Origin of the sequence: Chelativorans sp., from assembly GCF_031180965.1 — a bacterium.
Taxonomy (GTDB): Bacteria; Pseudomonadota; Alphaproteobacteria; order Rhizobiales; family Rhizobiaceae; genus Chelativorans.
In genome coordinates this window covers 1-24,615 of the sequence record NZ_JAPSLH010000022.1, presented here as the reverse complement: position 1 = coordinate 24,615, position 24,615 = coordinate 1, and the positions used below count along the sequence as shown (strand labels likewise).

The 24,615-nt window shown below is 63.1% G+C and carries 19 protein-coding genes; 8 read left to right on the top strand and 11 right to left on the bottom strand.

The genetic code is table 11. The features are described from left to right. From RIN79_RS15705 to RIN79_RS15690, 4 genes are all read right to left on the bottom strand, one after another. Window positions 1-1,656 (bottom strand): ABC transporter substrate-binding protein, encoded by a 1,656-nt coding sequence (locus RIN79_RS15705; protein ID WP_309085616.1) that lies wholly within the window; start codon window positions 1,654-1,656, stop codon window positions 1-3. Window positions 1,657-1,658: 2 nt separating this feature from the next. Further along, window positions 1,659-2,315 carry a cupin domain-containing protein gene (locus RIN79_RS15700; RefSeq protein ID WP_309085615.1) on the bottom strand — a complete coding sequence of 219 codons (657 nt, stop codon included), beginning with the start codon at window positions 2,313-2,315 and terminating at the stop codon, window positions 1,659-1,661. 167 nt (window positions 2,316-2,482) lie between these two features. Further along, window positions 2,483-3,256: an SDR family oxidoreductase gene (locus RIN79_RS15695; protein WP_309085614.1), complete on the bottom strand. Its 774-nt coding sequence runs from the start codon at window positions 3,254-3,256 to the stop codon at window positions 2,483-2,485. Between the two features lie 99 nt (window positions 3,257-3,355). Continuing rightward, the gene (locus RIN79_RS15690; protein ID WP_309085613.1) at window positions 3,356-4,270 is read right to left on the bottom strand and encodes a LysR family transcriptional regulator; all 915 of its coding nucleotides are present in this window, start codon (window positions 4,268-4,270) and stop codon (window positions 3,356-3,358) included. A gap of 205 nt (window positions 4,271-4,475) precedes the next feature. On the opposite strand from RIN79_RS15690, the gene RIN79_RS15685 reads away from it, so the two are divergent. The 8 genes from RIN79_RS15685 to RIN79_RS15650 all read left to right on the top strand — a co-directional run bounded on the left by RIN79_RS15685 (window position 4,476) and on the right by RIN79_RS15650 (window position 16,167). After that, complete coding sequence (locus RIN79_RS15685; RefSeq protein ID WP_309085612.1) at window positions 4,476-5,285, top strand: alpha/beta hydrolase fold domain-containing protein; 810 nt, start codon at window positions 4,476-4,478, stop codon at window positions 5,283-5,285. A gap of 48 nt (window positions 5,286-5,333) precedes the next feature. After that, the gene (locus RIN79_RS15680) at window positions 5,334-6,545 is read left to right on the top strand and encodes an efflux RND transporter periplasmic adaptor subunit (RefSeq protein WP_309085611.1); all 1,212 of its coding nucleotides are present in this window, start codon (window positions 5,334-5,336) and stop codon (window positions 6,543-6,545) included. Between the two features lie 131 nt (window positions 6,546-6,676). Then, window positions 6,677-9,895: an efflux RND transporter permease subunit gene (locus RIN79_RS15675; protein ID WP_309085610.1), complete on the top strand. Its 3,219-nt coding sequence runs from the start codon at window positions 6,677-6,679 to the stop codon at window positions 9,893-9,895. 205 nt (window positions 9,896-10,100) lie between these two features. Further along, window positions 10,101-11,102 (top strand): LacI family DNA-binding transcriptional regulator, encoded by a 1,002-nt coding sequence (locus RIN79_RS15670; protein ID WP_309085609.1) that lies wholly within the window; start codon window positions 10,101-10,103, stop codon window positions 11,100-11,102. A 44-nt stretch (window positions 11,103-11,146) separates the two neighbouring features. Continuing rightward, complete coding sequence (locus RIN79_RS15665; RefSeq protein ID WP_309085608.1) at window positions 11,147-12,382, top strand: sugar ABC transporter substrate-binding protein; 1,236 nt, start codon at window positions 11,147-11,149, stop codon at window positions 12,380-12,382. A 58-nt stretch (window positions 12,383-12,440) separates the two neighbouring features. After that, complete coding sequence (locus tag RIN79_RS15660; protein WP_309085607.1) at window positions 12,441-13,367, top strand: sugar ABC transporter permease; 927 nt, start codon at window positions 12,441-12,443, stop codon at window positions 13,365-13,367. Continuing rightward, window positions 13,364-14,221 (top strand): carbohydrate ABC transporter permease, encoded by an 858-nt coding sequence (locus RIN79_RS15655; RefSeq protein WP_309085606.1) that lies wholly within the window; start codon window positions 13,364-13,366, stop codon window positions 14,219-14,221. Before RIN79_RS15660 ends, RIN79_RS15655 begins: the two co-directional genes overlap by 4 nt. Window positions 14,222-14,241: 20 nt before the next feature. After that, window positions 14,242-16,167: a beta-L-arabinofuranosidase domain-containing protein gene (locus RIN79_RS15650; protein WP_309085605.1), complete on the top strand. Its 1,926-nt coding sequence runs from the start codon at window positions 14,242-14,244 to the stop codon at window positions 16,165-16,167. Between the two features lie 88 nt (window positions 16,168-16,255). Here the strand turns inward: RIN79_RS15650 and RIN79_RS15645 are convergent, their stop codons facing one another. From RIN79_RS15645 to RIN79_RS15615, 7 genes are all read right to left on the bottom strand, one after another. Then, window positions 16,256-17,158, bottom strand: coding sequence for an ABC transporter ATP-binding protein (locus RIN79_RS15645; protein WP_375165952.1), 903 nt, complete (start codon window positions 17,156-17,158; stop codon window positions 16,256-16,258). 47 nt (window positions 17,159-17,205) lie between these two features. Beyond that, on the bottom strand, window positions 17,206-18,243 hold the full coding sequence (locus RIN79_RS15640) for an ABC transporter ATP-binding protein (protein WP_309085603.1): 1,038 nt from the start codon (window positions 18,241-18,243) through the stop codon (window positions 17,206-17,208). Next, entirely contained in the window at window positions 18,240-19,097 is an 858-nt protein-coding gene (locus tag RIN79_RS15635) for an ABC transporter permease (protein ID WP_309085602.1), read from the bottom strand. The genes RIN79_RS15640 and RIN79_RS15635 overlap by 4 nt, the downstream gene beginning before the upstream one ends. A gap of 4 nt (window positions 19,098-19,101) precedes the next feature. Further along, a complete protein-coding gene (locus tag RIN79_RS15630) occupies window positions 19,102-20,106 on the bottom strand; it encodes an ABC transporter permease (RefSeq protein WP_309085601.1) in 1,005 nt (334 codons plus the stop codon). A 74-nt stretch (window positions 20,107-20,180) separates the two neighbouring features. Beyond that, window positions 20,181-22,091, bottom strand: coding sequence for an ABC transporter substrate-binding protein (locus tag RIN79_RS15625; RefSeq protein WP_309085600.1), 1,911 nt, complete (start codon window positions 22,089-22,091; stop codon window positions 20,181-20,183). A gap of 162 nt (window positions 22,092-22,253) precedes the next feature. Then, the gene (locus RIN79_RS15620; protein ID WP_309085599.1) at window positions 22,254-23,765 is read right to left on the bottom strand and encodes an alpha-N-arabinofuranosidase; all 1,512 of its coding nucleotides are present in this window, start codon (window positions 23,763-23,765) and stop codon (window positions 22,254-22,256) included. Between the two features lie 148 nt (window positions 23,766-23,913). Then, the coding region (locus tag RIN79_RS15615) for a transcriptional regulator (RefSeq protein WP_309085598.1) at window positions 23,914-24,615 on the bottom strand (702 nt) is incomplete at its 5' end.

Genomic DNA, 24,615 nt, shown 5'->3' with positions numbered 1-24,615 from the left:
TCATTGGTGGTGCACCGGGCTCGACGGTATCGGGCCCGGTCGCGACGGGTTTTTGTACTCGCCGGTCATTTCCATGAGCCGGAAGGTGAAGCCCATTCCGTCAAGGCCGAACGCCTTTTGCGGATCGGAAAGCGCCGGCACCTTGACCCGGTTGCTCGCCGCAAAGATCGACTGCCGATCATAGGCGTAGATCGTCGGTGCGATCTCCATCAGCCGCTTGTTGAGCTCTGCATAGGCCGCCTCGCGCTCGGCCGGCTCGGTCACGGTGCGCCCCTTGTCCAGCGCCGCATCAACCTGGTCATCGTCCAGATATTCGGGCGCCTGCCACGTGCCGCGCACCGAAGAATGGTACATGGGGTAAAGCAGCGTGTCGGGATCGCCGGTCACCGCATTGGCGAAGATCTGCGAGATGTGCGGCGTCGTCTCGGGCTTCGTCACCTGCTCGGTGAAGAGCGCCCACGGGATCTTCCTGATCTCGGCCTTGATGCCCAGCTCGGCGAAATTCGCCTGCATCAGCAGCGCAAAACGCTCTTCCAGCGGCACCTCGCCGATCCACGAGATCTCCAGCGTGAAGTCGGAAGGCTTATACTTGCACTCAGCCAGATGCTGCTTGGCTGCTTCCAGATCGCGCGCGAGCAGCTGGTCGGCCGGATTGGCGCCGAACATGCCCACCGGAATGGCGCCGGTCGAGGGGCTGCCCTGGGCAACGTCCTCGGTGATCGCCACCATCCGGATCCCGGTGGCGTAGTCATAGGCTTTTGCCAGCGCCAGGCGGCAGTTCACATCGTCGAGCGGCGGCTTGGCCGTGTTCATCTTGATGTAATAGGCGCCGCCGCCTGTCTCCTTCAGAAGCTGCGCGCCCTCTCCCGCGAGCGACTTCAGCACCTCCGGCGGCATCCACTGCGAGGAGATGTCGTGCTCGCCCTGGGCGATCAGCGTGCGCACGGTGGCAGCCTCCAGCCCGTAGCGCATGCGCACCGTGTCGGGCGCTGCCGCCGGCACGCCGAGGAAGTAGCCGGCGTTCTTCTCCATCACCGTTTCTTCCTGCGGGTTGTGCGAGCTGACCTTGTAGGCGCCGGTGCCGGCGGAATTCGCGGAGAGGAAGGCCTGGCCCCAGTCCTTCATGTCGCCCTCGCCTTCGCCCAGATTCTCCATCACCAGCTTCTTGTCGATGATGGGAAGACGGACGAGCGAGGCGATGAAGGGCGAATAGGCCTCCGTCAGGTTGAAGCGCACCGTGCGCTCATCCACGGCTTCCGCGCTCTCCACTTTCTCGAACAGGAAGGAAAGCCCCTGCCCCAGCGCCTTCATGCGGTCGAAGGAGAACACCACATCCTCCGCCGTCAGCGGATTGCCGCTCTGGAATTTCACGTCCGGCCGCAGCTTGAAGACGAAATCGGTGCCGTCCGCCTCCCAGCCTTCCGCCAGATGCGGCGCGTAGCCCGGCCCGCCCTGGATAGGCATCACCAGCGTGTCGTAGACATTGAACATCAGGATGGAGTCGGCATAGTCGCTCGCCTTGCCCGGGTCGAGCTCGCCCACCGCCACCTCGTCGAGCCTCAGCACGGTCTGGGCGGAGGCAGAGCCGGCCGCCAGGCCGGTCAGCGCGGTCGCGGCAAGAAGTGCTGCCGCAAGCAGTTTTCTTGATCTGGTCATCGTCATTCCCCTTTGTTCTTCTCTTGCCTGATAGCCCCGCCTCCTCCAGCGGAGCGCATTGCGTTTCCTCCCGGCACCTCGCCGAAAACATCCATGGTGCCGACCCACAGCACTGTTGCCGGCTTGTCCGTATGATTCCAGGTGGCGTGGACACGGGAGGACGGGAAGTGAACGGAATCGTTGGCTTCGAGCACGATGCGCTCGCCCTCGAGCTCCACCGTGATCGCGCCCTCGAGCACGAACATCATCTCCTCGCCCTCATGCGAGATCGGCTCGCCGCGATGCCCTGGCGGCTCGTGGATGATCACGCTGCGCAGCACATTGCCGGGAAAGGAGGTGGAGACGCGCTCATAGGCGAGCGAATTCTCGCTGATCGCATAGACCGGCCGCTCGTTGTGGCGCGTCAACGGAGCATCGCTTTTCGGCTGCGAAAGAAAATCGCCGACATCCATCTGGAGTGCATGGGAGACCGCCACGAGGGACGAAAGGGATGGCGATGCTATGCCGCGCTCGATCTGGGAGATGAAGCCGACCGACAAGCCTGCGCCGTCGGCCACTTCCTTCAAGGTCAGCCCCAACTCGCGCCGGCGCTGACGCAGTCTCTTGCCAAGAGGCATCGAGCCGTCCGATATCTCCCGCGCTTTGAGTGCCTCGGCCATCCGCCTCTCTTTTTAGTCTTACTAAAATTGAAGCAGGACTAAAATTCAGCGTCAAGCCGAAAATGGAGGCACTGGACCCGTTTTCGCGCCGCAGTCGTTCGAGTGCGTCTACGCCCGCACGGACCCGTCAGTCACGTGACGAGCGCATTCGAGTGCCTCCCCCCGGTTCAGGCACCCTGGCCCCAGTTCATTTCCAGGCCGCCGTCGATGGTGAAACTCTGGCCCGTCACATAGTCGGAATCAGCCGATGCCAGGTACAGTGCGAGTTTTGCGATCTCCCATGGCTCACCCGGACGATTCCAGGGTATGCGCGGGAGCTCCTCCTCCATCTTGTTCGGATCCTCGGTTCGCTCCGCGGTCATCGGTGTGCGGATCAGGCCCGGAGCAATCGCGTTGACGTTGATCCGAAGTGGAGCGAGTTCCAGTGCCAGCGACCGGGTGAAGGTCAGGAGGCCGCCCTTGGCGGCGCCGTAGGCGGCGCTGGATGGGCTGGGGATCGCCTCGTGCACCGACGTGATGTTGATGATCTTGCCGCCCTCGCCGCCCTCCTTGCGCAGTCGGATGAATTCGCGGCAGCAGAAGAATGGCCCGTAGAGGTCCGTCCTGATGACCCGGTCAAAGTCTTCCGTGGAAAGGTCGGCAACGCTTGCACCGCCACCGCCCACGCCGGCATTGTTGACGAGAATGTCCGGTGTACCAAGCTCGTTGAGGACCGCGTCGAACAGGACGGCGACGCTGCTCTCATCCCTGACATCAAGCTGGCGGACCAAGGCCTTGCGGCCTGCGGCTTCCACGCGCCGCCGGGTCTCTTCAGCCCCACGCTCGTCGGAATGATAGGTGACGGCGATATCGGCGCCCGCCTTCGCAAATTCCTCCGCCATTGCCTGGCCCATGCCCGAATCCGAGCCCGTGATGACGGCAATTTTGTCCTTGAGCTGCATGAGTTGCATCCGTCCATAGTTCGTCCGATGCCTAACCGCGCGAGAGCGGGAAGGTTCGCCGCCTGGGTCTAGGAGTCGGGTTCGGGGCCGTGAGCGCCGCTAAAGCTGCCCGTCGATTCCCGAGTTGGCGAAAAGATTGGCGGCCCAGTCCACGAAGACCCTCAGCTTGTTGCTGAGGTGGCGGTTTGGCGGGTAAACCACGAAGAGCGGCATGGGATCGCGCAACCAATCGGTCAGGACCGGCTGCAGGGTTCCAGCCGCAAAGGCGTCCTTCACCATGAAGAGCGGCGCCTGGACAACTCCCATACCGGCTTGCGCCGCCGTGATGTAGGTCACCGCCTCGTTGGCGGCGACGAAGTACCGCCCGTTCACCTCGACCTCTTCGTCGCCCCGCTTGAACAGGAAGGGCTGCTGGCGTCCGGTCTGGGCACGGGAGAAGCTTACAGTATAGTGATCCCGCTCCAGATCGAGGGGGTGCTGCGGCACGCCGAACCGCGCCAGGTAGGAGGGGGCGGCGCAGGTCACCAGGCTCATGGCTGAAATGCGCCGGGCGATGAGCGAAGGGTCGGTGAGCTCACCGCCTCGTATGGCACAGTCGACATTCTCTCCCAGGATGTCGACCGGCCGGTCCGATATGCCAAGATCGATCTGGATATCCGGATAGCGATCATGGAAATCGCAGAGCGCCGGGATAAGGATCAGGTTGGCTAGCGCGCCCGAGATTTCCACCCGGATCTTGCCCTTAGGCAGGCTCTGTGAGCTCGACATGCTGCTGTCGAGTTCATCGATCTCCGACAGGAGCCGGATTGCCCTTTCATAGTACAGGGCCCCGTCGGGTGTCACGAGCACCCGGCGTGTCGTCCGGTTCAAGAGTTTGGTCCGCAGATGCGCTTCCAGGCTCTGGATCAGCTTCGTGACCGTCGCCTTTGGAATGGCGAGTGAATCGGAAGCGCGGCTGAAACTGCCGGTTTCCACGACACGGACAAAGGTCCGCATGGCAGCAAGCTGGTCCATGACGCCTCCATCTCCCCTTTCCGAGACAGGGATTATTCACCAATGGGAATAGTGTAGTCACAAATGCAGGACTTTTTCCAGAGACGAATGATTACCATCTGGTGCTGGCGCGGTGCCCTTCCGCGTCTCCGGACGAGATGGTGTCAGGAGGCGTATGCGATAGGGGCGGCGCTTGTGCCAATGCGGTCCGGATGAGCCTGAACGAATGAGCGGTGACTGGACAGAGGACGTGCTGGATGGCGCCGCCGGACCCGTTCCGGTGCGCATCTATCGCGGCAACTCCCCGGCGGAAACGCCCCCGCTCGTCCTGCATCTTTACGGCAGCACTTTCCTCGACGGCGCGCTTTCCAACGGACAGGCGATAGCGACGCTGCTCGCCAAGGCAGGGGCGGTGGTCGTGGCGGCGGATTATTCCAAGGCCAACGAGCATCCTTTCCCAAAAGCGCTGGAGTTGTCCTTCAACGTGCTGGGTTGCCTCTGCGGGCTGCGGACGAAGCTCGCCAGCAGGAAGTCTGCCCTTTATGTCGCGGGGGAGGAGGCGGGCGGCAATATTGCAGCAGGGCTCGCGCTCATGGCCCGCGATCAGCATCTGGGCGGCCTGCGGGGCCAGATCCTTCTCTCGCCCATGCTCGACCCGTCCATGGCGACAGGATCGTTCCGCAAATCGGGGGCAAACCCCAAGGGCTGCCGCTGGGCGGAAGGGTGGAACCGCTACCTTGGCTTGGCGGCAAATGCCTGCCATCCCTATGCGGTACCCGCCTATTGCGAGCGCCTCGCCGGGGTTGCCCCGGCCCTCGTCCTGACGGCGGAAGACGATCCGCTGCGCGATGAGAGCATCGCTTACGCGAAGCGCCTGCGCAAAGCCGGCGTGAAGGTTCGCGAGGAGGTGCTGCCCGGCCCGACGGGATGGCCGGCGGCTTATTCGAGGCGCCCGGATTCTCAGCCGGAATGGGGGGAGCGTGTTCGCGGCTTCTTTGCCGAGTTTTTCCAAGACACAGGAGCTTTTTCCTACTAGCGACCCAACCACCTGATCCGGCCGGGGTGCCGTCAAGGAGATAATCACATGAAGAAGAATGCTGTTCGCCGGCTCCTCTGGGGCGCCGGACTGGTCCTTATTGTCTCAATTTCCGGCCCCACGCTGGTGGCCAATCTTCCGCAGGGCGCCAAGGCCGACGCCGCCGCCACCGCGCCGGTGCAGGCCGTACCTGTGTCGGTGGCGGTCGTGGAGCCACGCGAACTCATGACCTGGGAAGAGTTTTCCGGCCGGCTTGAGGCGGTCGACCGGGTTGAAATCCGCTCGCGTGTAGCGGGCGCCATCGAGGCGGTCCATTTCAGGGAAGGCGCGCTGGTCAGGCAGGGGGACCTGCTCGTCACCATCGATCCCGCTCCTTATGCCGCAGCCGTGGCACAGGCCGAAGCGGTGGTTGCCGCGGCAAGAGCGCGTGTGGACTTGACCCGTCTGGAACTCGAACGCGGCCGCAAGCTCGCCGAGAACCGCACGGTCTCGCAAAGCGATCTCGACCAGCGGCTCAGCGCCTATCACGAGGCGGAAGCGAGCCTCAGATCGGCCGAGGCCACGCTGCAGTCGGCCAAGCTCAATCTCGGCTATACGGAAATCCGTGCGCCTATCTCGGGCCGGATCGGGAAGTTGGAGACGACCGAAGGCAATCTCGTGGCGGCGGGCGCCGGCTCGCCGGTGCTCGCGAGCCTGGTCTCGGTCGACCCGATCTATGCCAGCTTCAGCGTCGGCGAGGCCTTTGTCACCCGTGCCCTGGCGCAGCTTCCCGCCGGGCCGACGGGGGCGCCTTCCGTCGAGCAGATTCCGGTCGAGATCAGCACTGCAGACGGCGCGCCCATCCGTGGCGAGCTGCAGTTTATCGACAACGAGATCGACGGCGCGAGCGGAACGGTGCGCGTGCGGGCGGTCTTCCGCAATGCCGAGAGCCGGCTGCTGCCGGGTCAGTTCGTGCGGGTGCGCGTCGGGCAGCCGAAGCCGGAGCCCACGCTGGTGATCAGCGAACGGGCGGTCGGCACCGACCAGGACAAGAAATTCGTCTTCGTGGTCGATGCGGAGAACAAGGTCGCCTATCGCCAGATCATGCTCGGCGCGTCGGCCGAGGGCCTGCGCATCGTGGAGGAGGGTCTCAAGGCCGGCGAACGGATCGTCGTCAACGGACTGCAGCGGGTCCGCCCCGGCGCGCTCGTCGACCCGCAGCCGGTCTCCATGGTGCCGGCCGAGCAGACCTTGGCCGGCGCCGATGCGGCTCAACGGTAGAGCACTCCCTTGAATGCCAACGCCTGTCTGCACCCTCTCCAAACCTGTCGAGGTGCAGGCAGGCCGGCACGACGCTTACCCTCGCCGGCTCCATTCACCGAAGAACCGCGCTTTGAAAGGGCGGACACAAGATGAATATTTCACAGTTTTTCGTTGACCGCCCCGTCTTCGCCGGCGTGATATCCGTGCTGATCCTGGTGGCTGGCCTGTTGGGTCTGAGAGCACTGCCGATCTCCGAATATCCGCAGGTCGTACCCCCCTCCATCGTCGTGCGCGCGCAATATCCCGGCGCCGATCCGCGCGTGATCGCCGAGACGGTGGCGACGCCGATCGAAGAGGCGATCAACGGCGTCGAGGACATGCTCTACATGTCGAGCCAGGGTACCACCGACGGTGTGATGACGCTGACCGTCACCTTCAAGCTCGGCACCGACCCGGACAAGGCGCAGCAGCTGGTGCAAAACCGCGTGAGCCAGGCCGAGCCGCGCCTGCCCGAGGAGGTGCGGCGCCTCGGCGTGACGACGGTGAAGAGCTCGCCCGACCTGATGATGGTCGTGCACCTTCTGTCCCCGAATGACCGCTACGACATCACCTATCTGCGCAACTACGCGGTGCTCAACGTCAAGGACCGGCTGGCGCGCGTCGAAGGCGTCGGTCAGGTGCAGGTCTTCGGCTCGGGCGACTACTCCATGCGCATCTGGCTCGATCCGCAGAAGGTGGCGGAGCGCGGCCTTTCGGCGAGCGACGTGGTCCAAGCCGTCCGCGGGCAGAACATCCAGGCGGCGGCCGGCATCATTGGTGCCTCGCCAACGGTCCCCGGGGTGGACCTGCAGCTTTCGGTGAATGCGCAGGGACGGCTGCGGACTGTCGAGGATTTCCGCAATATCATCGTGAAGACGGGCGAGAATGGCGAGATCACGCGCCTGCAAGACATTGCCCGCGTCGAGCTAGGCGCCGCCGAATACGCGCTGCGCTCGCTCCTCAACAACAAGTCCGCCATCGCAATCGGCGTGCTCCAGGCACCCAATTCCAACGCGATCGAAATCTCCGACAACGTCAAGAGGGTGATGGGCGAACTGCAGCAGACCATGCCGGAGGGCGTGGAGTACCAGATCGTCTACGATACGACCGAATTCGTCCGTGCTTCGATCGACGCCGTGGTGCACACGCTGCTCGAGGCGATCGCACTGGTCGTGCTCGTCGTCATCGTCTTCCTGCAGACCTGGCGCGCCTCGATCATCCCGCTGGTGGCTGTGCCCGTCTCCATCATCGGCACTTTCGCGGTGATGTATGTCTTCGGCTTTTCCATCAACGCACTCAGCCTGTTCGGCCTGGTGCTCGCCATCGGCATCGTCGTCGACGACGCGATCGTCGTGGTGGAAAATGTGGAGCGCAACATCGAGGAGGGCCTCTCGCCGCGCGATGCTACCTATCGGGCGATGCGTGAGGTCTCGGGCCCGATCATTGCCATTGCTCTGGTCCTGGTGGCTGTGTTCGTTCCGCTCGCCTTCATCTCGGGCCTGACCGGACAGTTCTATCGTCAGTTCGCGCTCACGATCGCCATTTCGACCGTGATCTCCGCATTCAACTCGCTAACGCTGTCGCCGGCGCTGGCCGCGCTGCTTCTGCGTGGTCATGATGCGCCAAAGGACTGGCTCACCCGGACCATGGACGCGCTGTTCGGCTGGTTCTTCCGCGGCTTCAACCGCGTGTTCGGCGCCAGTTCGAACGCCTATAGCGGCGGCGTCAGGCGCATTCTGTCGCGCAAGGCGCTGGTCATGGGGCTTTATATCGTGCTGGTTGCGGCGACGTTCGGCATGTTCAAGGCCGTTCCCGGCGGTTTCGTGCCGGGGCAGGACAAACAGTATCTCGTCGGCTTCGCGCAGCTGCCCGATGGAGCGACGCTTGACAGGACGGAGGACGTCATCCGCCGCATGGGCGAGATCGCTTTGAAGCAGCCGGGGGTCGAGGCCGCGGTATCCTTCCCGGGCCTTTCGATCAACGGCTTCACCAACAGCTCGAATGCGGGCATCGTCTTCGTGACGCTGAAGCCGTTCGAGGAGCGGAAGAGCCCGGAACTTTCCGGCGACGCGATCGCCATGCAGCTCAATCAGCAATATGCCGGGATCCAGGACGCCTTCATCGCCATGTTCCCGCCGCCGCCTGTACAGGGAATGGGCCAGATCGGCGGCTTTAAGCTGCAGATCGAGGACCGCAACGGCCTAGGCTACGAAGCTCTCGACGAAGCCACCAAGGCGTTTCTCGCCCAGGCCTATCAGGCGCCGGAGCTTGCGGGACTGTTCTCGAGCTATCAGATCAACGTGCCGCAGCTCTATGCCGATATCGACCGCGCCAAGGCGCATCAGCTGGGCGTAGCGGTCACGGATGTGTTCGACACGCTGCAGATCTATCTGGGCTCGCTCTATGTAAACGACTTCAACCAGTTCGGCCGCACCTATTCGGTGCGGATGCAGGCCGACGCGCCCTATCGGGCCCGGCCCGAGGATATCGGCGCGTTGAAGGTCAGGTCGCAGTCGGGCGAGATGATCCCGCTTTCGGTCCTGCTCGACATCCGACCGAGCGCCGGGCCGGAGCGAGCCATCCGCTACAACGGGTTCCTCTCGTCCGACATCAATGGCGGGCCGGCGCCGGGCTATTCCTCCGGCCAGGCGCAGGCGGCCGTGGAGCGGATCGCGGCGGAGACCCTACCGCCCGGCATCAGTTTCGAGTGGACGGACCTCACCTATCAGCAGATCCTCGCCGGCAATTCGGGCATCATCATCTTCCCGCTGGCGCTGCTCCTGGTGTTCCTGGTCCTGGCGGCGCAGTATGAGAGCCTGGCACTGCCGCTCGCCATCATCGTGATCGTGCCGATGGGAATTCTGGCGGCGCTCACCGGCGTCTGGCTCAGCCAGGGCGACAACAACATCTTCACCCAGATTGGCCTGATCGTGCTGGTCGGGCTGTCGGCGAAGAACGCGATCCTGATCGTCGAATTCGCACGCGAGCTCGAATTTGCCGGGCTCTCGCCCAAGGAGGCGGCCATCGAAGCAAGCAGACTCAGGCTGCGGCCGATCCTGATGACATCCATGGCCTTCATCATGGGCGTGGTGCCGCTCGTCCTCTCCACCGGCGCGGGCGCGGAAATGCGCCAGGCCATGGGTATCGCCGTCTTTGCCGGCATGATCGGCGTGACTGCATTCGGCATCTTCCTGACGCCGGTCTTCTATGTCGCGTTGCGTGCGCTCACAGGCAACAGGCCCCTGAAGCACACAGGCGAGGGTGCAATTCCGGTTCACGCCAGCGGCGCTGGCAATTCCTCCAACGCTCCGGTTCCTCACACCCTTTGATACGGCGGCGCTTCGGCGCCGCCGCAGTTCCTTTTTCATCCTCCTCCAGCGCCTTGGGCGCTGCGCTAGCGAATGTCTCGCCGAGAGACCCGCGTAATTGGAAAAGCGGCGCGGGCGCCGCCTCCCCGGCTTGACTCGACCGCGAAGATGAGAAAAGGTTTACCCATATTGAGAAAAGCTTTGCGCATGCGCTGGGGAGGAGCGGGTGGCCGGGAGGACGCGCATATACGACGTTGCGTCGGCAGCGGGCGTAAGCATCGCCACCGCCTCCCGCGCTCTCAACGGCAGCGGACGGATGACCGCCGAAACCCGGGAGCGGGTAAAGCGCGTGGCGGCGGAGCTTGGTTTCCGTCCCAATGCCATGGCCCGCGGGCTCCTGAGCAACCGCAGCTTCACGGTCGGCTTGCTTACCAACGACAGCTATGGCCGGTTCACGCTGCCGGTGATGGCGGGCATCTCCGAAGCTCTGATCGACTGCGGGGTTTCCGTCTTCCTCTGCGCGATCGAGGACGATCCGGCGCTGGGCGCCGTTCATGTGGACGCCATGCTCGACAAGCAGGTGGACGGTATCATTGCCTCGGGCAAACGCATCGACCGGCGCCTGCCTGTCGACCTTTCCAACCTGCCTGTGCCGGTGGTCTATGCCTTCACGGAAGGGCCGGCGGATAGTGTCACGCTGGTTTCCGATGATTTCCAGGGCGCGCATGAAGCCGTGGAATGGCTGTTGCGGCTCGGCCGGAAGCGCATCGTCCATGTCACCGGCCCGGAGAATTTCGCCTCCGTTCGCCTGCGCGCGCAGGCTTATCGCAAGCTCGTCGGGGAAGGGGGAGAGGTGCTCTGTGGCGAGTGGTCGGAGCTCTGGGGCCACGCGGCCGTCGAGCGGCTGCTGTCATCGGGCGGCGATATGCCCGACGGCATCTTCTGCGGCAACGACCAGATCGCCCGCGGCGTGGTGGATGCCTGCAGGGAAAGGGGGATTGATGTCCCGCGGGATGTTTCTGTCGTGGGATTTGACAATTGGGAGATCGTGGCCTCCGTCACGCGACCGCCGCTGACCACGGTCGACATGAACTTGAGGACGCTGGGCCGGGAAGCCGGCCTGACGGTGCTGGCGCTGGCGGAAGGAAAGCCGGTCGAGCGGGGCATCAGGAAGCTGCCATGCGAACTGATCGTAAGGGAATCGTGCGGGGCGGGCCCCCGCGCGTAGTGACGCCAGGGGCCGGCGTGGTGGCCCATTTGGGAGGAGTAAAAATGCTCAAACATCTTCTGTCCGCGAGCGTTGCGACGCTCTGCCTGGTCTCCGGCGCCTCGGCGCAGGAGACCGTCAACATGTGGGTGCGGACCGGCATCGGCACCGCCTTCACGGAGCTTGTGAATGCCTACAATGCGGGTCACGAGGACAAGGTGGAGGTTACTGAAGTGCCCTTTGCGGAGATGGTACAGAAATACGCCACCGCGATCGCCGGAGGCCAGGCACCAGACGCGCTCTCGCTGGACCTGATCTATACGCCGGCCTTCGCAGCTGCGGGGCAGCTCGAGGATCTCACCGACTGGGCGAAGGGACTTCCCTATTTCAATGCCCTTTCACCCTCGCATGTGAAGCTCGGCACCTATGAAGACCGGATCTACGGCCTGCCACTGCTCGTCGAGACGTCGCTGCTTGCCTGGAACAAGGGCCTCTACGAGCAGGCGGGCCTCGATCCCGAAAAGGCGCCCGCCGATTGGGACGAGGTGGAGGGAAATGCGGAAAAGATCCGCGCATTGGGCGATGATATCTACGGCTTCTACTTCTCCGGCGGCGGCTGCGGCGGGTGCATGATCTTCACCTTCGCGCCGCTGGTCTGGGCGTCTGGGGCGGACATCCTGTCCGAGGATGGGCAGACCGCCACCCTCGACACGCCCCAAATGCGCGCCGCAGTGGCAAAATATCGCTCGATGGTCGAGAAGGACCTGGTGCCGGAAAGTGCCGCGAGCGACAACGGCGTTAACTTTCTCACGTTCAACAACAACAAGATCGGCCATCAGAGCCTGGGCGCGTTCCAGATCGGGTCTCTGATTAACGACCATCCGGAGGTCGATTTCGGGGTCACCATCATCCCCGGCATCGAGGGCGGCAAGGCCTCCTTCGCGGGCGGCGACAACATAGTGGTCACCAAAGGCACGACCAAGCTCAATGCGGTGAAGGAGTTCATCGAGTTCAGCTATTCGCCCGAGGGCCAGAAGATCCTCGCCCAGAATGGCAGTCTGCCCAGCCGCTCCGACATTGCGGACGAGGTGCTGGAGGGGCTTGATCAGCGCCTGAAGGTGGCGGTGGAGGCGATCGCCGTCGCCAAGACGCCCTACACGCTGCTCTTCAACGAGCTGATCAACAGCGCCAACGGGCCCTGGGCGACCTTCACCAATGCCGCGATCTACGGTGATGACGTGGACGCCGCCTTCGCCGACGCCCAAGCGGAAATGCAATCCATCATTGACGACGAGCGCTAGCGGAAATGCTGCGGGGCGGTCTTCCGCCCCGCATCCCTCCTTCATGGAGACACCGCAGATGGCCAACACCGCAATCGCGACCGCATCGCATGCACAAGTCCGAAGCCGCGCCCTGGGCGCCGCCGAATGGAAAGGACTGCTCTACATTGCCCCCGCCGTCCTGCTCGTGTGCATGTTCTTCGTTTTGCCGGTGCTCTTCACCGTTTGGATGAGCCTCCATGACTGGCCGTTGATGGGCGCCCCGGAATGGATCGGCCTCGACAACTATACGCGTATGCTGAACGACCGGCGTTTCATGGCTGCGCTCGGCTTCACCGCACACTACACGTTGGTGGTGACCATCGCGATCTTTGCCGTGGCCTTCCCGCTCGCCCTGTTCGTGGAGCGGCAACGGCCCTTCGTCTCGGCCTACCGGACCGTCTTCTTCCTGCCCGTGGTGGTGGGGCTCGCGACAGCCTCGCTGCTGTGGGTGTGGCTCGCCAACGTCGACAGCGGCTTGTTCGGCCCGGCGCTGAGGGCGTTCGGGCTGACCGAACGAAAACTCAACCTGCTCGCCGACTTCGACATGGCATTTGCGACCATCATCGTGATGGTGGTGTGGAAAATCGCTGGCTTCACCATGATCATCCTGCTCACCGGGCTGCAGAGCATCCCCGGAGAGCTCACCGAAGCGGCAAGGATCGACGGTGCGACCTGGTGGCAGCAGTTCCGCCTGATCACCCTGCCGCTGATGCGCAGAACGATCGCGCTCGCGCTCATCCTTTCGGTCACCGGCTCCATCCTCGCCTTCGACCAGTTCTACATCATGACCAGCGGGGGCCCCCAGAACCGAATGATCTCGGTGGTCTACCACATCTTCAACCAGTCCTTCGTCTCCTTCCGGCTGGGCTACGGCTCCGCGCTATCGATCGTGCTGCTCGTCATCCTGGTCGCCTTCAGCCTCGTGCAGCTCAAGCTGCTGCGCGTCGGGGAGGACCGACCGTGACCATAGCAGCTGGCACCAGGAAGCCCGTTTGGGGGCCGCTCGCCTATCATGCCTTCGGCCTTGGAGCGGCCTTTTTCTTCCTAGCGCCCTTCGTATGGGCATTCCTCGCCTCGCTGCGACCAGGGCCGGAAGCGAAGGAGCCGCCGCTGCCGCCATGGCCCACGACCGGCATCAGCTTCGACACTTACCGGACGCTGGACACGTTCGGCGCCGGAATTTGGCAGCACACCGCCAACTCCCTGCTGGTTTCTGCCGGCACGGTCGTGCTGACGGTGCTGGTCAGCGTACTCGCGGGCTATGGCTTCTCGCGCTACCGGTTCCCGCTGAAGAACGTGTTTTTCGTGCTCATCATTGCCACGCTGATGATCCCGTTCCAGTCGATCCTGACGCCGCTCTTCATCATCCTGGCGCGGCTCGGCCTCAACAACTCGCTCCTGGGGCTGATGCTCGTCTATGTAACGCTGCAGCTTCCCTTCTCGGTCTTCATGATGCGCAACGCCTTCGACGCCGTGCCCAAGGAGATCGAGGAGGCCGCGCGCGTCGACGGCGCAACCGACCTGAGACTGCTTGCCTCCGTCCTGATGCCGCTTGTCATGCCGGGCATAGTCACTGTCGCGATCTTCGCGTTCCTTAACGCCTGGAACGAATTCCTCGCCGCCCTCGTGCTCCTGTCGGACAATAACAAATACACACTGCCCGTCCTGATGACCGCGGTGCGCGCAGGAAGGCTGGGCGCGATCAACTGGGGCGCGGTGCAGGCGGGTGTCATGGTCATGACGATCCCTTGCCTTCTCGTCTTCCTGCTTCTGCAGCGCTACTACATGCGCGGGCTGACCGCCGGCGCCGTGAAATGATCCAAAAACCGGAGTCTCTCATGTCCGAACCAAGCCGCGGCCGCCAGTTCCGGCCACTTCCAGTGCCCAACGTGAAAGTCTCAGGTTTCTGGGGCGACCGGCAGGAAGCGGTCTGCGACAGCACCGCCGAGACGCTGCTCGATCGCTGCGTGGAGGCGGGCATGCTCGACCAGATCGACGTGAGGAAGCCAAGCCCCGGCATCGTCATACCCCGCCATAGCGGACTGGTCTCCACGCAGATGTTCTGGGACAGCGATCTCGGCAAGTCGATTGAGACCATTGCCTATTCGCTCTACCGCAAGCCCAACCCGAAGCTCGAGGCGCGGGTCGACGAGATCGTCGACATGTATGAAAGACTGCAGGCACCCGACGGCTACCTCAACTCCTGGTTCCAACGCATCGAGCCCGGGCGACGCTGGACCAATCTGCGCGACACGCACGAGCTCTACTGCGCGGGCCATCTGATGGAGGCGGCTGTCGCCTATTACCAGGCGACAGGCAAGCGCAAGCTGCTCGACATCATGTGCCGCTATGCCGATCACATGATCGCCGTCTTCGGCCGCAGGCCGGGGCGACTTCCCGGCTACTGCGGGCACGAGGAGATCGAGCTTGCGCTGGTGAAGCTCGCGCGCGTCACCGGCGAACGCAAGTATCTGGACTTGGCAAAATTCTTCATCGACGAGCGCGGACGGGAGCCGCACTTCTTCACTGAGGAAGCGCTGCGCGACGGGCGCGATCCGGAAGAGTTCGTCTTCGGCACCTACGAGTACAACCAATCGCACATGCCCGTGCGCGAGCAGCGCAAGGTGGTGGGTCATGCCGTCCGCGCCATGTACCTCTATTCGGGCATGGCCGATATCGCCACGGAGTACAGGGACGACACGCTGACCACAGCGCTGGAGGCGCTCTGGCGCGATCTGACCGACAAGCAGATGTATGTCACCGGCGGCATCGGCCCGGCCGCTTCCAACGAGGGCTTCACCGACTACTACGACCTTCCCAATGAAAGCGCCTATGCCGAGACCTGCGCCTCGGTCGGCCTCGTCTTCTGGGCGAACCGCATGCTCGGCCGCGGGCCGGACCGCCGTTATGCCGACGTCATGGAGCAGGCGCTCTATAACGGCGCCCTTTCCGGGCTCTCCCTCGACGGGCGAACTTTCTTCTACGAGAACCCTCTCGAAAGTGCGGGGAAGCATCACCGCTGGAAATGGCATCACTGCCCGTGCTGCCCGCCCAACATTGCCCGGCTGGTCGCCTCGATCGGAGCCTATATGTATGGCGTCGCCGACGACGAGATCGCTGTCCACCTCTATTGCGAGAGCGTCGCGGAAGCCACGCTCGGCAATGGAGCGAAGGTAAAGCTTGCCCAGGAGACAAGCTACCCGTGGAAGGGCGCGATCGGCATCGGTGTCTCGCTCGAAAGCCCCGCCCGATTCGCGCTCTCTTTGCGCGTCCCCGGCTGGGTGAAGGGCGCGAGCCTCACCGTCAATGGCGAGGCGATCGATCTTTCGGCGGTCACGGAGCGCGGCTATGCGCGCATTGAGCGGCAATGGGCTGATGGCGACCGGCTGCAGCTTCATCTGCCGCTTGCCGCCCGTGCCGTCTGGGCCGATCCCCGCGTGCGGCAGGATGCCGGGCGCGTGGCGGTGCTGCGCGGGCCCCTCGTCTACTGCGCGGAAGCCGCGGATAACGGGCCGGGATTGAACTCGATCGTCCTCACTGACGGCCTGGAAGGGGCGCGGGATAAAGACTTGTCCGGAATACCCGGGGCCGTGGCCATCGAAGTGCCTGCACTGCGCGAGACGGCGGAAGGCTGGGGGGACGGACTTTATGGTGAAAGCCCGCCGGAGCGGCGAGAGGACAGGGTGGTGCTTGTCCCCTATCACCTGTGGGACAACCGCGCTCCTGGCGAGATGCTCGTCTGGCTTCGGAAGGAGAACGGCTGAACTCCTGCCGCCCTCGAACTTAAGCATGCAGACACCTCAAGCCGCTCCTGCAGGACGGAGGTGACGGCCGACCCGCGCCTCACGCATTCTACAACGCGCCGGCTGTCTGGCGCGGTTCCAAGATGGGCTTGCTCAGCCGCACGAACCGCCCGTCTTCCGCCGGCTCGAGCCGGCCAGCGATAAGCGATTCGGCCGTCAGGTCTACCTCGTCCCGACCGGAGGGCTTGATCTGCCCTGCGCCCGATTCATCGAAGGAAAGGACCGAGCGCTTCAGGAGCTGTGAATAGGGATGCCGGGGCGCATCGAGGATCGGGCGGGCGGGGCCCATCTCGACCACATATCCCTTCTGCATGATGATGAGGCGGTCACTGATGTAATAGGCGGTGGCAAGATCATGGGTGATGTAGATTATCGTGACGCCCAGCTCGTCGCGCAGCCGCCGGAAGAGGTTGACGATCGCCATTCTGAGCGATGCGTCGACCATGGAAACGGGCTCGTCCGCCACGATGACCCTCGGCTTGGAGATCAAGGCGCGCGCGACTGCAACGCGCTGGAGCTGCCCGCCGGACAGCTCGTGCGGAAAACGTCCGCTTACCTCCTTCAACGACAAGCCGACCTTCCGCAGCGCCTCGTCCATGGGCGTTTCGGTCTCCGCACGGCTTCGTGCTCCGAGGAACCTGCGCGCCGTGGAGGCGAGATAGCGGTCGACCCGCTTCAGCGGGTTGAAAGCCTCGAACGGGTTCTGGAAGATAGGCTGCACGCGGGCCATGAAGGCAAGCCGTGCCGCACCGCGTCTTTCGGCGATGTTCTCGCCCTCGAACAGGACCTCGCCGCTCGTGGGCACCTCGTTGCCGAGGATCATGCGGGCGAGCGTGGTCTTGCCCGACCCCGACTCGCCGATGATGGTGAAGATCTCCGGCTTCTCGGCGGAAAGGGCGAAGCTCACCCCGTTGACGGCGCCGACGTGCCGGCGCGAAAGCATGCCGCCCATGCTGAAGGTCTTCGTCACGTCACGCAGATCGAGAAGGGGCGGCCGGGTCACTGGAGAGATCCCCGCTTTAGGTGCAAGATTTCCCCTGCGGGTATCGCTTCGTGGGCCCGGAAACAGGCGACGCGATGCTCGCCGGGCCACTCCTCCAATATCGGCACCTCCTTCCGGCAACGCTCGATCGCGATTGGGCAGCGTGGGTGGAAGCGGCAGCCCGGCGGCGGCTCGGCAAGGCTTGGAGGCCTGCCCTCCAGCGACGGCTTCGGACTTGTGTCGCCAATGCGCGGCAGGCTGGCCACCAGGTGCCGCGTATAGGGATGCCGCGCGGCCGTGAAGATCGTGCGCGTCGGCGCTTCCTCCACGATCCGGCCGGCATAGACGATCGCAAGCCGGTCGGCAATACTGGCATGCACCGCCATGTCGTGCGTGACGAAGACGACGGAGCTTCCAAGCGCCTGCTGCACTTCGCGGATCATCGCGAGCACATCCTTCTGGACGACCACGTCGAGCGCCGTTGTCGGCTCGTCGGCGATAATGAATTCCGGCCGGCAGACCGTTGCAAGAGCGATCGTGACCCGCTGGCGCATCCCTCCGGAAAGCTCGTGCGGGTAGGAATTCATCACGCCCGGCTCGAGATGCAGCCGGGCCAGGTGCGCCTCGACCGCCGCCCGAAACGCATCGCGTTTCAAGCCCATCGGTCGAAAGGCGAAATCCTCGAAAATACGGCCGATCCGTCGCACCGGATTGAGCACGCTCATCGAGCCCTGCATTATATAGGAGAGATGTCTCCAGCGGACCGCTTCGATCTCCTCCTCTGCCGCACGGGTGATGTCGAGCGGATTGCCGTTGAACCGATAGGTGACCGAGCCTTCAAGAACGCGGAGCGGCGGCCGGATGGCGGCGGCCAGCACCTTGATGAGACTGGTCTTGCCGGACGAGCTCTCGCCGGCGATGCCGTAAACCTCGTTCGCCTTTACCCGCATGGTGACGTCTTCGACGGCCCGCACCTCGCGCTCGATGCCGAAATAGTTCATCTGGTAGTAGGCTCTCAGCCGGTCGACGGTGAGGATGTCGGTGGTCACGCTCATGCTCCCATCCGGCGCAGCCGGCTGCGCGGATCGATATATTCGTTCATTGACACGGCCAGCAGGAAGAGGCCGAGGAAGGTGAGCACGATCAGGACGACCGGTATGACGATCCACCACCAGACCCCGACAACCATCGCTGAGTGGTTATTGGCCCAGTAAAGCGCGGTGCCGACGGTCGGGATGTTGATGTTGGTGAAACCGAGGACCGCAAGCGTCACTTCGAGGCCGATCGACCAGATCATATTGGCCATCGCTGTCGCGAAGACGATCGGCATCACATATGGCAGGTGCTCCTCGAACATGATCTTGACCGGCGACATGCCCGCGAAGACGGCGTGCCGGGTGAACTCGCGATGCTTGAGCCCCAGTGCCACCGAGCGTATGAGCCGCGCATCATAGGGCCAACCGAAGCAGGCCATGATGAGGGCCAGCTTGAACATGTCGAGGTCGCTGCGCAGGACGAAGTAGAAGAGGACCAGGATTGGAAAGGTCGGGAGCGCGACGAAGATGTCGTTGACGAACATCAGCACCCGGTCTGTCCAGCCCCCCAGATATCCGGCCGCCAGCCCGACCGCGATCGAGATGACGCGCGACAGAAGCGCCACCGAAAGCCCGAAAAAGAGGGTGTTGCGGAAGGCGAAGGTCAGATGCCAGAACAGATCCTGTCCGCGCGAGTTGGTGCCGAACCAGTATTCCGCGCTGGGCGGCATGTCCGGTATGGTCGTATAGATGGCCGTGGGATCGACGGGCGATATGAAGCTCAGAAGCGAGAACAGCACGATCGCGCCGACGAGGACGACACCGACGGCGAACTCCATGTTGTAGCGGATGAGATCGCGGAAAACGCTGAACATGCAGCTATTCCACCCTGATCCGCGGATCGAGCAGCGGATGGATAAGATCGATGAGAAGGATCGCGGTCGCCACCGCGATCACCGCAACACAGGAGACCGCGAGAACCACCGCCGAATCCCCGGCATTGACGGCCCGCACCAGGAGCGTCCCAAGACCAGGGTAGGAGAAGACCTGTTCGGTGATGATCGTGCCCGAGAAGATGCCGCCGAGCGACATGGCGAGCGCGGTAAGCTGCGGCACCATCGCGTTGCGGATCACGTAGGATGAGACAATCCGCTCGCGCCGCACGCCCGCCAGTTCGGCGTAGGTCACGTAATCCTCCGTGACGATGTTCGAGACGAGCGCCCGCATGCCGAGGAACCAGGTGCCTAGCCCCACGATCACCAGCGAGGCGGCCGGCAAGATGCCATGGAGCAGGATCGAGCCGACGAATTCCGGCGACCATGACGGCCTGACATTCATCGCGAAGCCCCCGGAGACCGGCAGCACCGGCCACAGGAAGCCGAAGATGATCACCATTAGGAACGCCACGATGTAATAGGGGATGGGCTGAACGCCGATGGCGACAATGCCGAAGGCCTTGAGCAGGCGCGAGTTCTGATAGTAGCCGGCAAGGCCGCCGAGGATGTTGCCGACCAGCCAGGTGAGGATCGTGGACAGGGTGAGCAACCCCACGGTCCAGGGTAGCGCCAGCCCGACTAGCTTCATCGCCGGCGTCGGAAAAGCGAGAAGAGACGGTCCTAGATCACCGACAAGGAAGCGGCGAAGGAAATTGAAATATTGCTCATGGAGCGGAACGTTGAGCCCGAAAAGCTCCGTCAGCGTCTGCCGCAGCGACTCGACGGCCTCGGGGCTGAAGGCGGACTGGCCGCTGACCCGCCCGATGATGGTTTCGACCGGGCTGATGGGACTGAGATGCGCGATGAAAAAGGAGGCCGACACGCCGGTGAAAACGACCGCGAGAAACTGCAAAAATCTCTTCAGGGCGAAAACGAGATAGGTACTCATGTGCTCCCGTCGTCCTCAGTCGGTGGCGGGAGGCGCCCGGTTTCAAGCCGGGCGCCTCGTCTCGGGAGGGAACCCTACTGCTTCGTGGGCTTCAGCTGGGTGAGGATGTATTTGGAGTTCGCCCAGTTGGTCACGATGTTGGCGTAGGGTCTTTCCTCGGCCGTCGGAAAGCCGGTCCAGTACCGGGTGTCATAGGCCGAGAATACGTTGAACGACATCACCGGGATCACCGGCATCTCGTCTACCATGAGCTTCACGAATTCATGGCCGAGTTCGAGATTGCGAGGATCGGTAAACTCCGTCTTGCGCACCTCTTCGATGATCTTGTCGAGGTTCGGGTTCTTCCAGCGCTGCCAGTTGCGGTGCGGCTGGCGCTTTCCGGGCTCGGCGACGTACTGGGAATGCCAGCTGTCGAGGAAGAAGCTCAAATCTGGATCGCCGCCCCAGGTCTCGACAGACCACGCCGTCGCCGCCTCGTAGGTGCCGAGCGGGAGGGTCGAGCGGTAGATCTCCGGATCGGCTTCCGCCGTGACCTGAATGCCCTGCTGCGACCACTGCTGGGCAATCATCGTGCCCATGCGGTTGATGACGCCCTCGGAGAAGGTGGTGAGCTTGAAGGCAAACGGCTCGCCATTGGGCATCATCCATTGGTTGCCCTGCTTGGTGAAGCCGGCCGATTCCAGGAGCTCCGTGGCCGCCTGGATGTCCTGCTTCCACCAGCCATAGCCGAAGGCAGTGCGGATCGCCTCCTCGTCGGTTGGCACTTGGTCGCCGAATTGCGGGCGGACCATGTCAGCGATCTGCAGACCGATCGTCGGATCATAGGGCTTGATCTTCTGCTTGCCCGTGTCGAGCTCGTAATTGACGAGCCAGTCCTGCAGGGGCGCATGATAGTCCTTGGGATGCGTTCCTGTCGGCGGGACGGCGATGGCCGACAGCGTGGCCGCGCCGCGATAGGAGGCCATCGAGATCGCCCGCGCATCGAGCATCAGCGCCAACGCCCAGCGCACCCGCTTGTCCTGGAACTTCTCGTTCTGGTGATTGAAGATCACCATCGGCAGCGTGGGGTCCGGATGGGCAAACGGGAAGCCCGGGAACCAGCCGCGCGAGGTGGGCGACTGCTTGACGAGGCTGAACATGCCCTCCGGCGTCAGATCGTGAATCATGTCGAGATTGCCGTTGACCATCTCGATCAAGCGCGTATCGGTCGAAGGAATGGAGCGGTAGATCACGTATTTCGGACCCGGCTCGCCCCACTCTGCAAGCGCCGTCTTGTCCCAGTCCTCACGCTTCTGCCAAATATACCAGTAGCCGTTCGGATCGTAGGAATGAAGCGTATAGGGACCAAGGCCGACGGGTGGATTGAAATCGTAGGCCGTGACGTCCTCCACCTTTGAGAAGATGTGCTCGGGCATGATCCAGGCGCCGTTCCAGCGCACCGAGAAAATGGAGTGGAAGCGCGAGTTCGGCTGCTTGAGCGTGAAATGCACGGTGTGGTCGTCGACGGCCTTGACGCTTTCGACATATTGGGAGAACGGCGCGCTCCAGACCATCCCCGGCGTCTTCATCTGCGTCTCGACCGTGAAGACCACGTCGTCGGCTGTGAATTCCTCCCCGTCGCTCCACAGAATGCCTTCGCGCAGGCGAACCGTCATTTCCGTGAAATCTTCGTTGTACTGCCAGCGCTCCTTGGCGAGCTGGTTATAGAGCGCGCCGTCGAGCCCCGCGTCGGGATCGATGAACCAGAGCGTATCGAGCACCAGCTGATGCAGGCCGTTCGACCACGCGGCGCCGTTGCCAGCAACCCACATGTTGAACATGCCCGGATTGATCGCCGGCGGCTCGGGGTTGTTGATGATCAGCGTTTCTTCGCGTGGAAATTCATTCAGCGGCGGCGCGGCGGCCTCTTCCTGACCTCTGGCGATCCCGCCAATGGCCAGTGAAGCGACGAGCAGCGACGCCAGAAGCGTCATCAGCTTTCGCATCGGTTTCCTCCCTAGGCGGAACGCCCCGGGCGTCCCGGTCGCAGGTGCTCTGCCAGCACCGACGATCATGCTTCACCAACACCGCCCGCTTGTCAACGGATAATCTGATGTAAACCTGAAACTCTGATACAGAGCTCCGGTGGCGGTCGTCCCGGGACGCACTCAAAGCTTGATGCGGATCATCTGATACGAGTATGCCGGCAGGGAGACCGTGAGGAGCCCGTCGGTGACGCTGGCGCCGGAGCCGCGGCGCGGAATTACATTCTGCTGGTTCGCAGCAGTGTTCACGGCTTCAAGATCTGAGTTCGTCATCATCTGATGGTCGGTCACCATGCCACCCGTGAAGCCCTGGAGACGGACTTCTAGGTCAACTGCCTCCTCGCCGTTCCGGTTGACGAGGAAAAAGGTGAGCGTCCCCTCCTCTTCGTTGTGGACGCCCGAGATATCGACGTATGGCACGTTGTCATCGTGTTCGCTGTCGTAGCCGGGCGACTCCACCAGCAGGTTGAGAGCCGTGCCACGCCCATAGATGGATGCGAAATAATAAGGGTAGTAGGTCGTCTGCCGCCAGGCCGCTCCGCCTTTCTCGGTCATGATCGGGGCGATGACATTCACCAACTGCGCAATGCAGGCGATCTTCACAACGTCGGAGCGGCGGATGAAGGTGTTGATGATGCAACCGACCTGAAGCACGTCTTCGAAATTATAGATGTCCTCGAGAAGCGCCGGCGCCACCGGCCAGCCATTGGCGCCATCGAGGATGGCGCGATCCTGTTTGCGGGAATGGTACCAGACATTCCATTCGTCGAAGGAGATATAGACGTCCTTCTTCGAACGCTTCTTCGCCTTCACGTAATTGATAGTGGAAGCGATTGTCTCGATGTAACGGTCGAGCTTGTGGTTGAGCGCCAGGTAGTTCCCCGTGTCCTTTTCCGGGTTGGCGAAATACATATGCAAGGAGACGTGATCCACCGTCTCATAGGTATGCTCGAGCACGACCCGCTCCCATTCGGGATAGGTCGGCATGTTGGCATTGCTCGAGCCGCACACCACCAGCTCCAGCGACTTGTCGTATGCGCGCATCGCCTTGGCGGTTTCGGCGGCGAGCCTGCCATATTCATTCGCGTCCTTGTGGCCGATCTGCCAGGGCCCGTCCATCTCATTGCCGAGGCACCAAAGCTTCACGTTCCAGGGCTCGCGCTGCCCATTCTTGGCCCGCAGATCGCTCCAGTAGGACCCGCCGGGATGGTTGCAGTATTCGAGGAAGTTGCGCGCGGCATCCAGCCCGCGCGAGCCGAGATTGACGGCGAGCATCATGCTGGTGCCGGCAGCACGGCACCAGTCGGCAAATTCATGGATGCCCACCTCGTTCGGCTCGCTGGTGTGCCAGGCAAGATCGAGCCGTACCGGACGGTTCTCTCGCGGGCCGATCCCGTCTTCCCAATTGTAGGCGGAAACGAAATTGCCGCCGGGATACCGCACGACAGGCACTTGGAGGTCGCGGACAAGCTCCATCACGTCGCCCCGGAAGCCCTTCTCGTCCGCTGTCGGATGCCCCGGCTCGTATATGCCCGAATAGATCGCGCGGCCTAGGTGCTCAAGAAAAGCGCCGTAGAGGCGGTCGTCGATCTTTGCGACGGTGTAATCCTTGTGCGCGGTGACGCGAGCTTTCACGGCGACCTCCCTCCAGCCCGATATGGAAATCGGCTTACGCGATCCATATCAAATATCCTGATTAGTTTCCGGTTCGAAGTCAACCGTGCGCGCGCGGTTTGAACCACGCGAAAGAGTTCGAGATGCGGCAGCAGCGTGGGTTCTGCCGCTACCGCTTCATGTTGATCCGCATGATGATGTCCTGGTCATAGTTCCCGAAGCCGCGCCCGAAAATGTTCACGCCGCCGGGATGCCGGGCATCTTCGCGGATTCCGATCCGCATCCGGATTGAGTGGTGACTGGAAAGGTCGAGCGCGTCGATGGTGACGCCAGAGATTTTCATCCCGTCGATATAGGAGCCGGTCCCGTTGATCGACCACGTCTTGAGCATGCCGTATTGGGAGCCCTTCAGCTTCCACCAATGCGGCGTATATACCCCGCGCTTATCGCCGAAGTCGCCCGGCGACGTCCAGGTGCCGACTTCCACCCCGTTGAGCCACAGCGTGATGTCGGACGGCCAGTTTGCGCTCGTTCCAGGCACCTCCGACGACAGCTCCATCGAGAATTCGATGCCGTCGATTGCCGCTCCCGCGAGTTTCGCGTTGTTGGGGAATTGATACTCGACATAGCCGCGGCCGAACCACAGGAGCGACGCCTTCATCCGGTCCGGATCGAGAAAATAATCCGGGACATCGAGCAGTCCGATGATACCGTCTACCGAGCACAGCCCGCAGGGCGCCTCCGTCTTGCAGGCCGTGTAGAGGCCGAGGGGCATGGCGACTTCGATCGTGTTGTCGGCTTTTGGCGGCAGCGTGTCCTTGAACACCACGAGGATTTCGTCGAACGTGGAATGGCAGATCTTCTGGTTGCC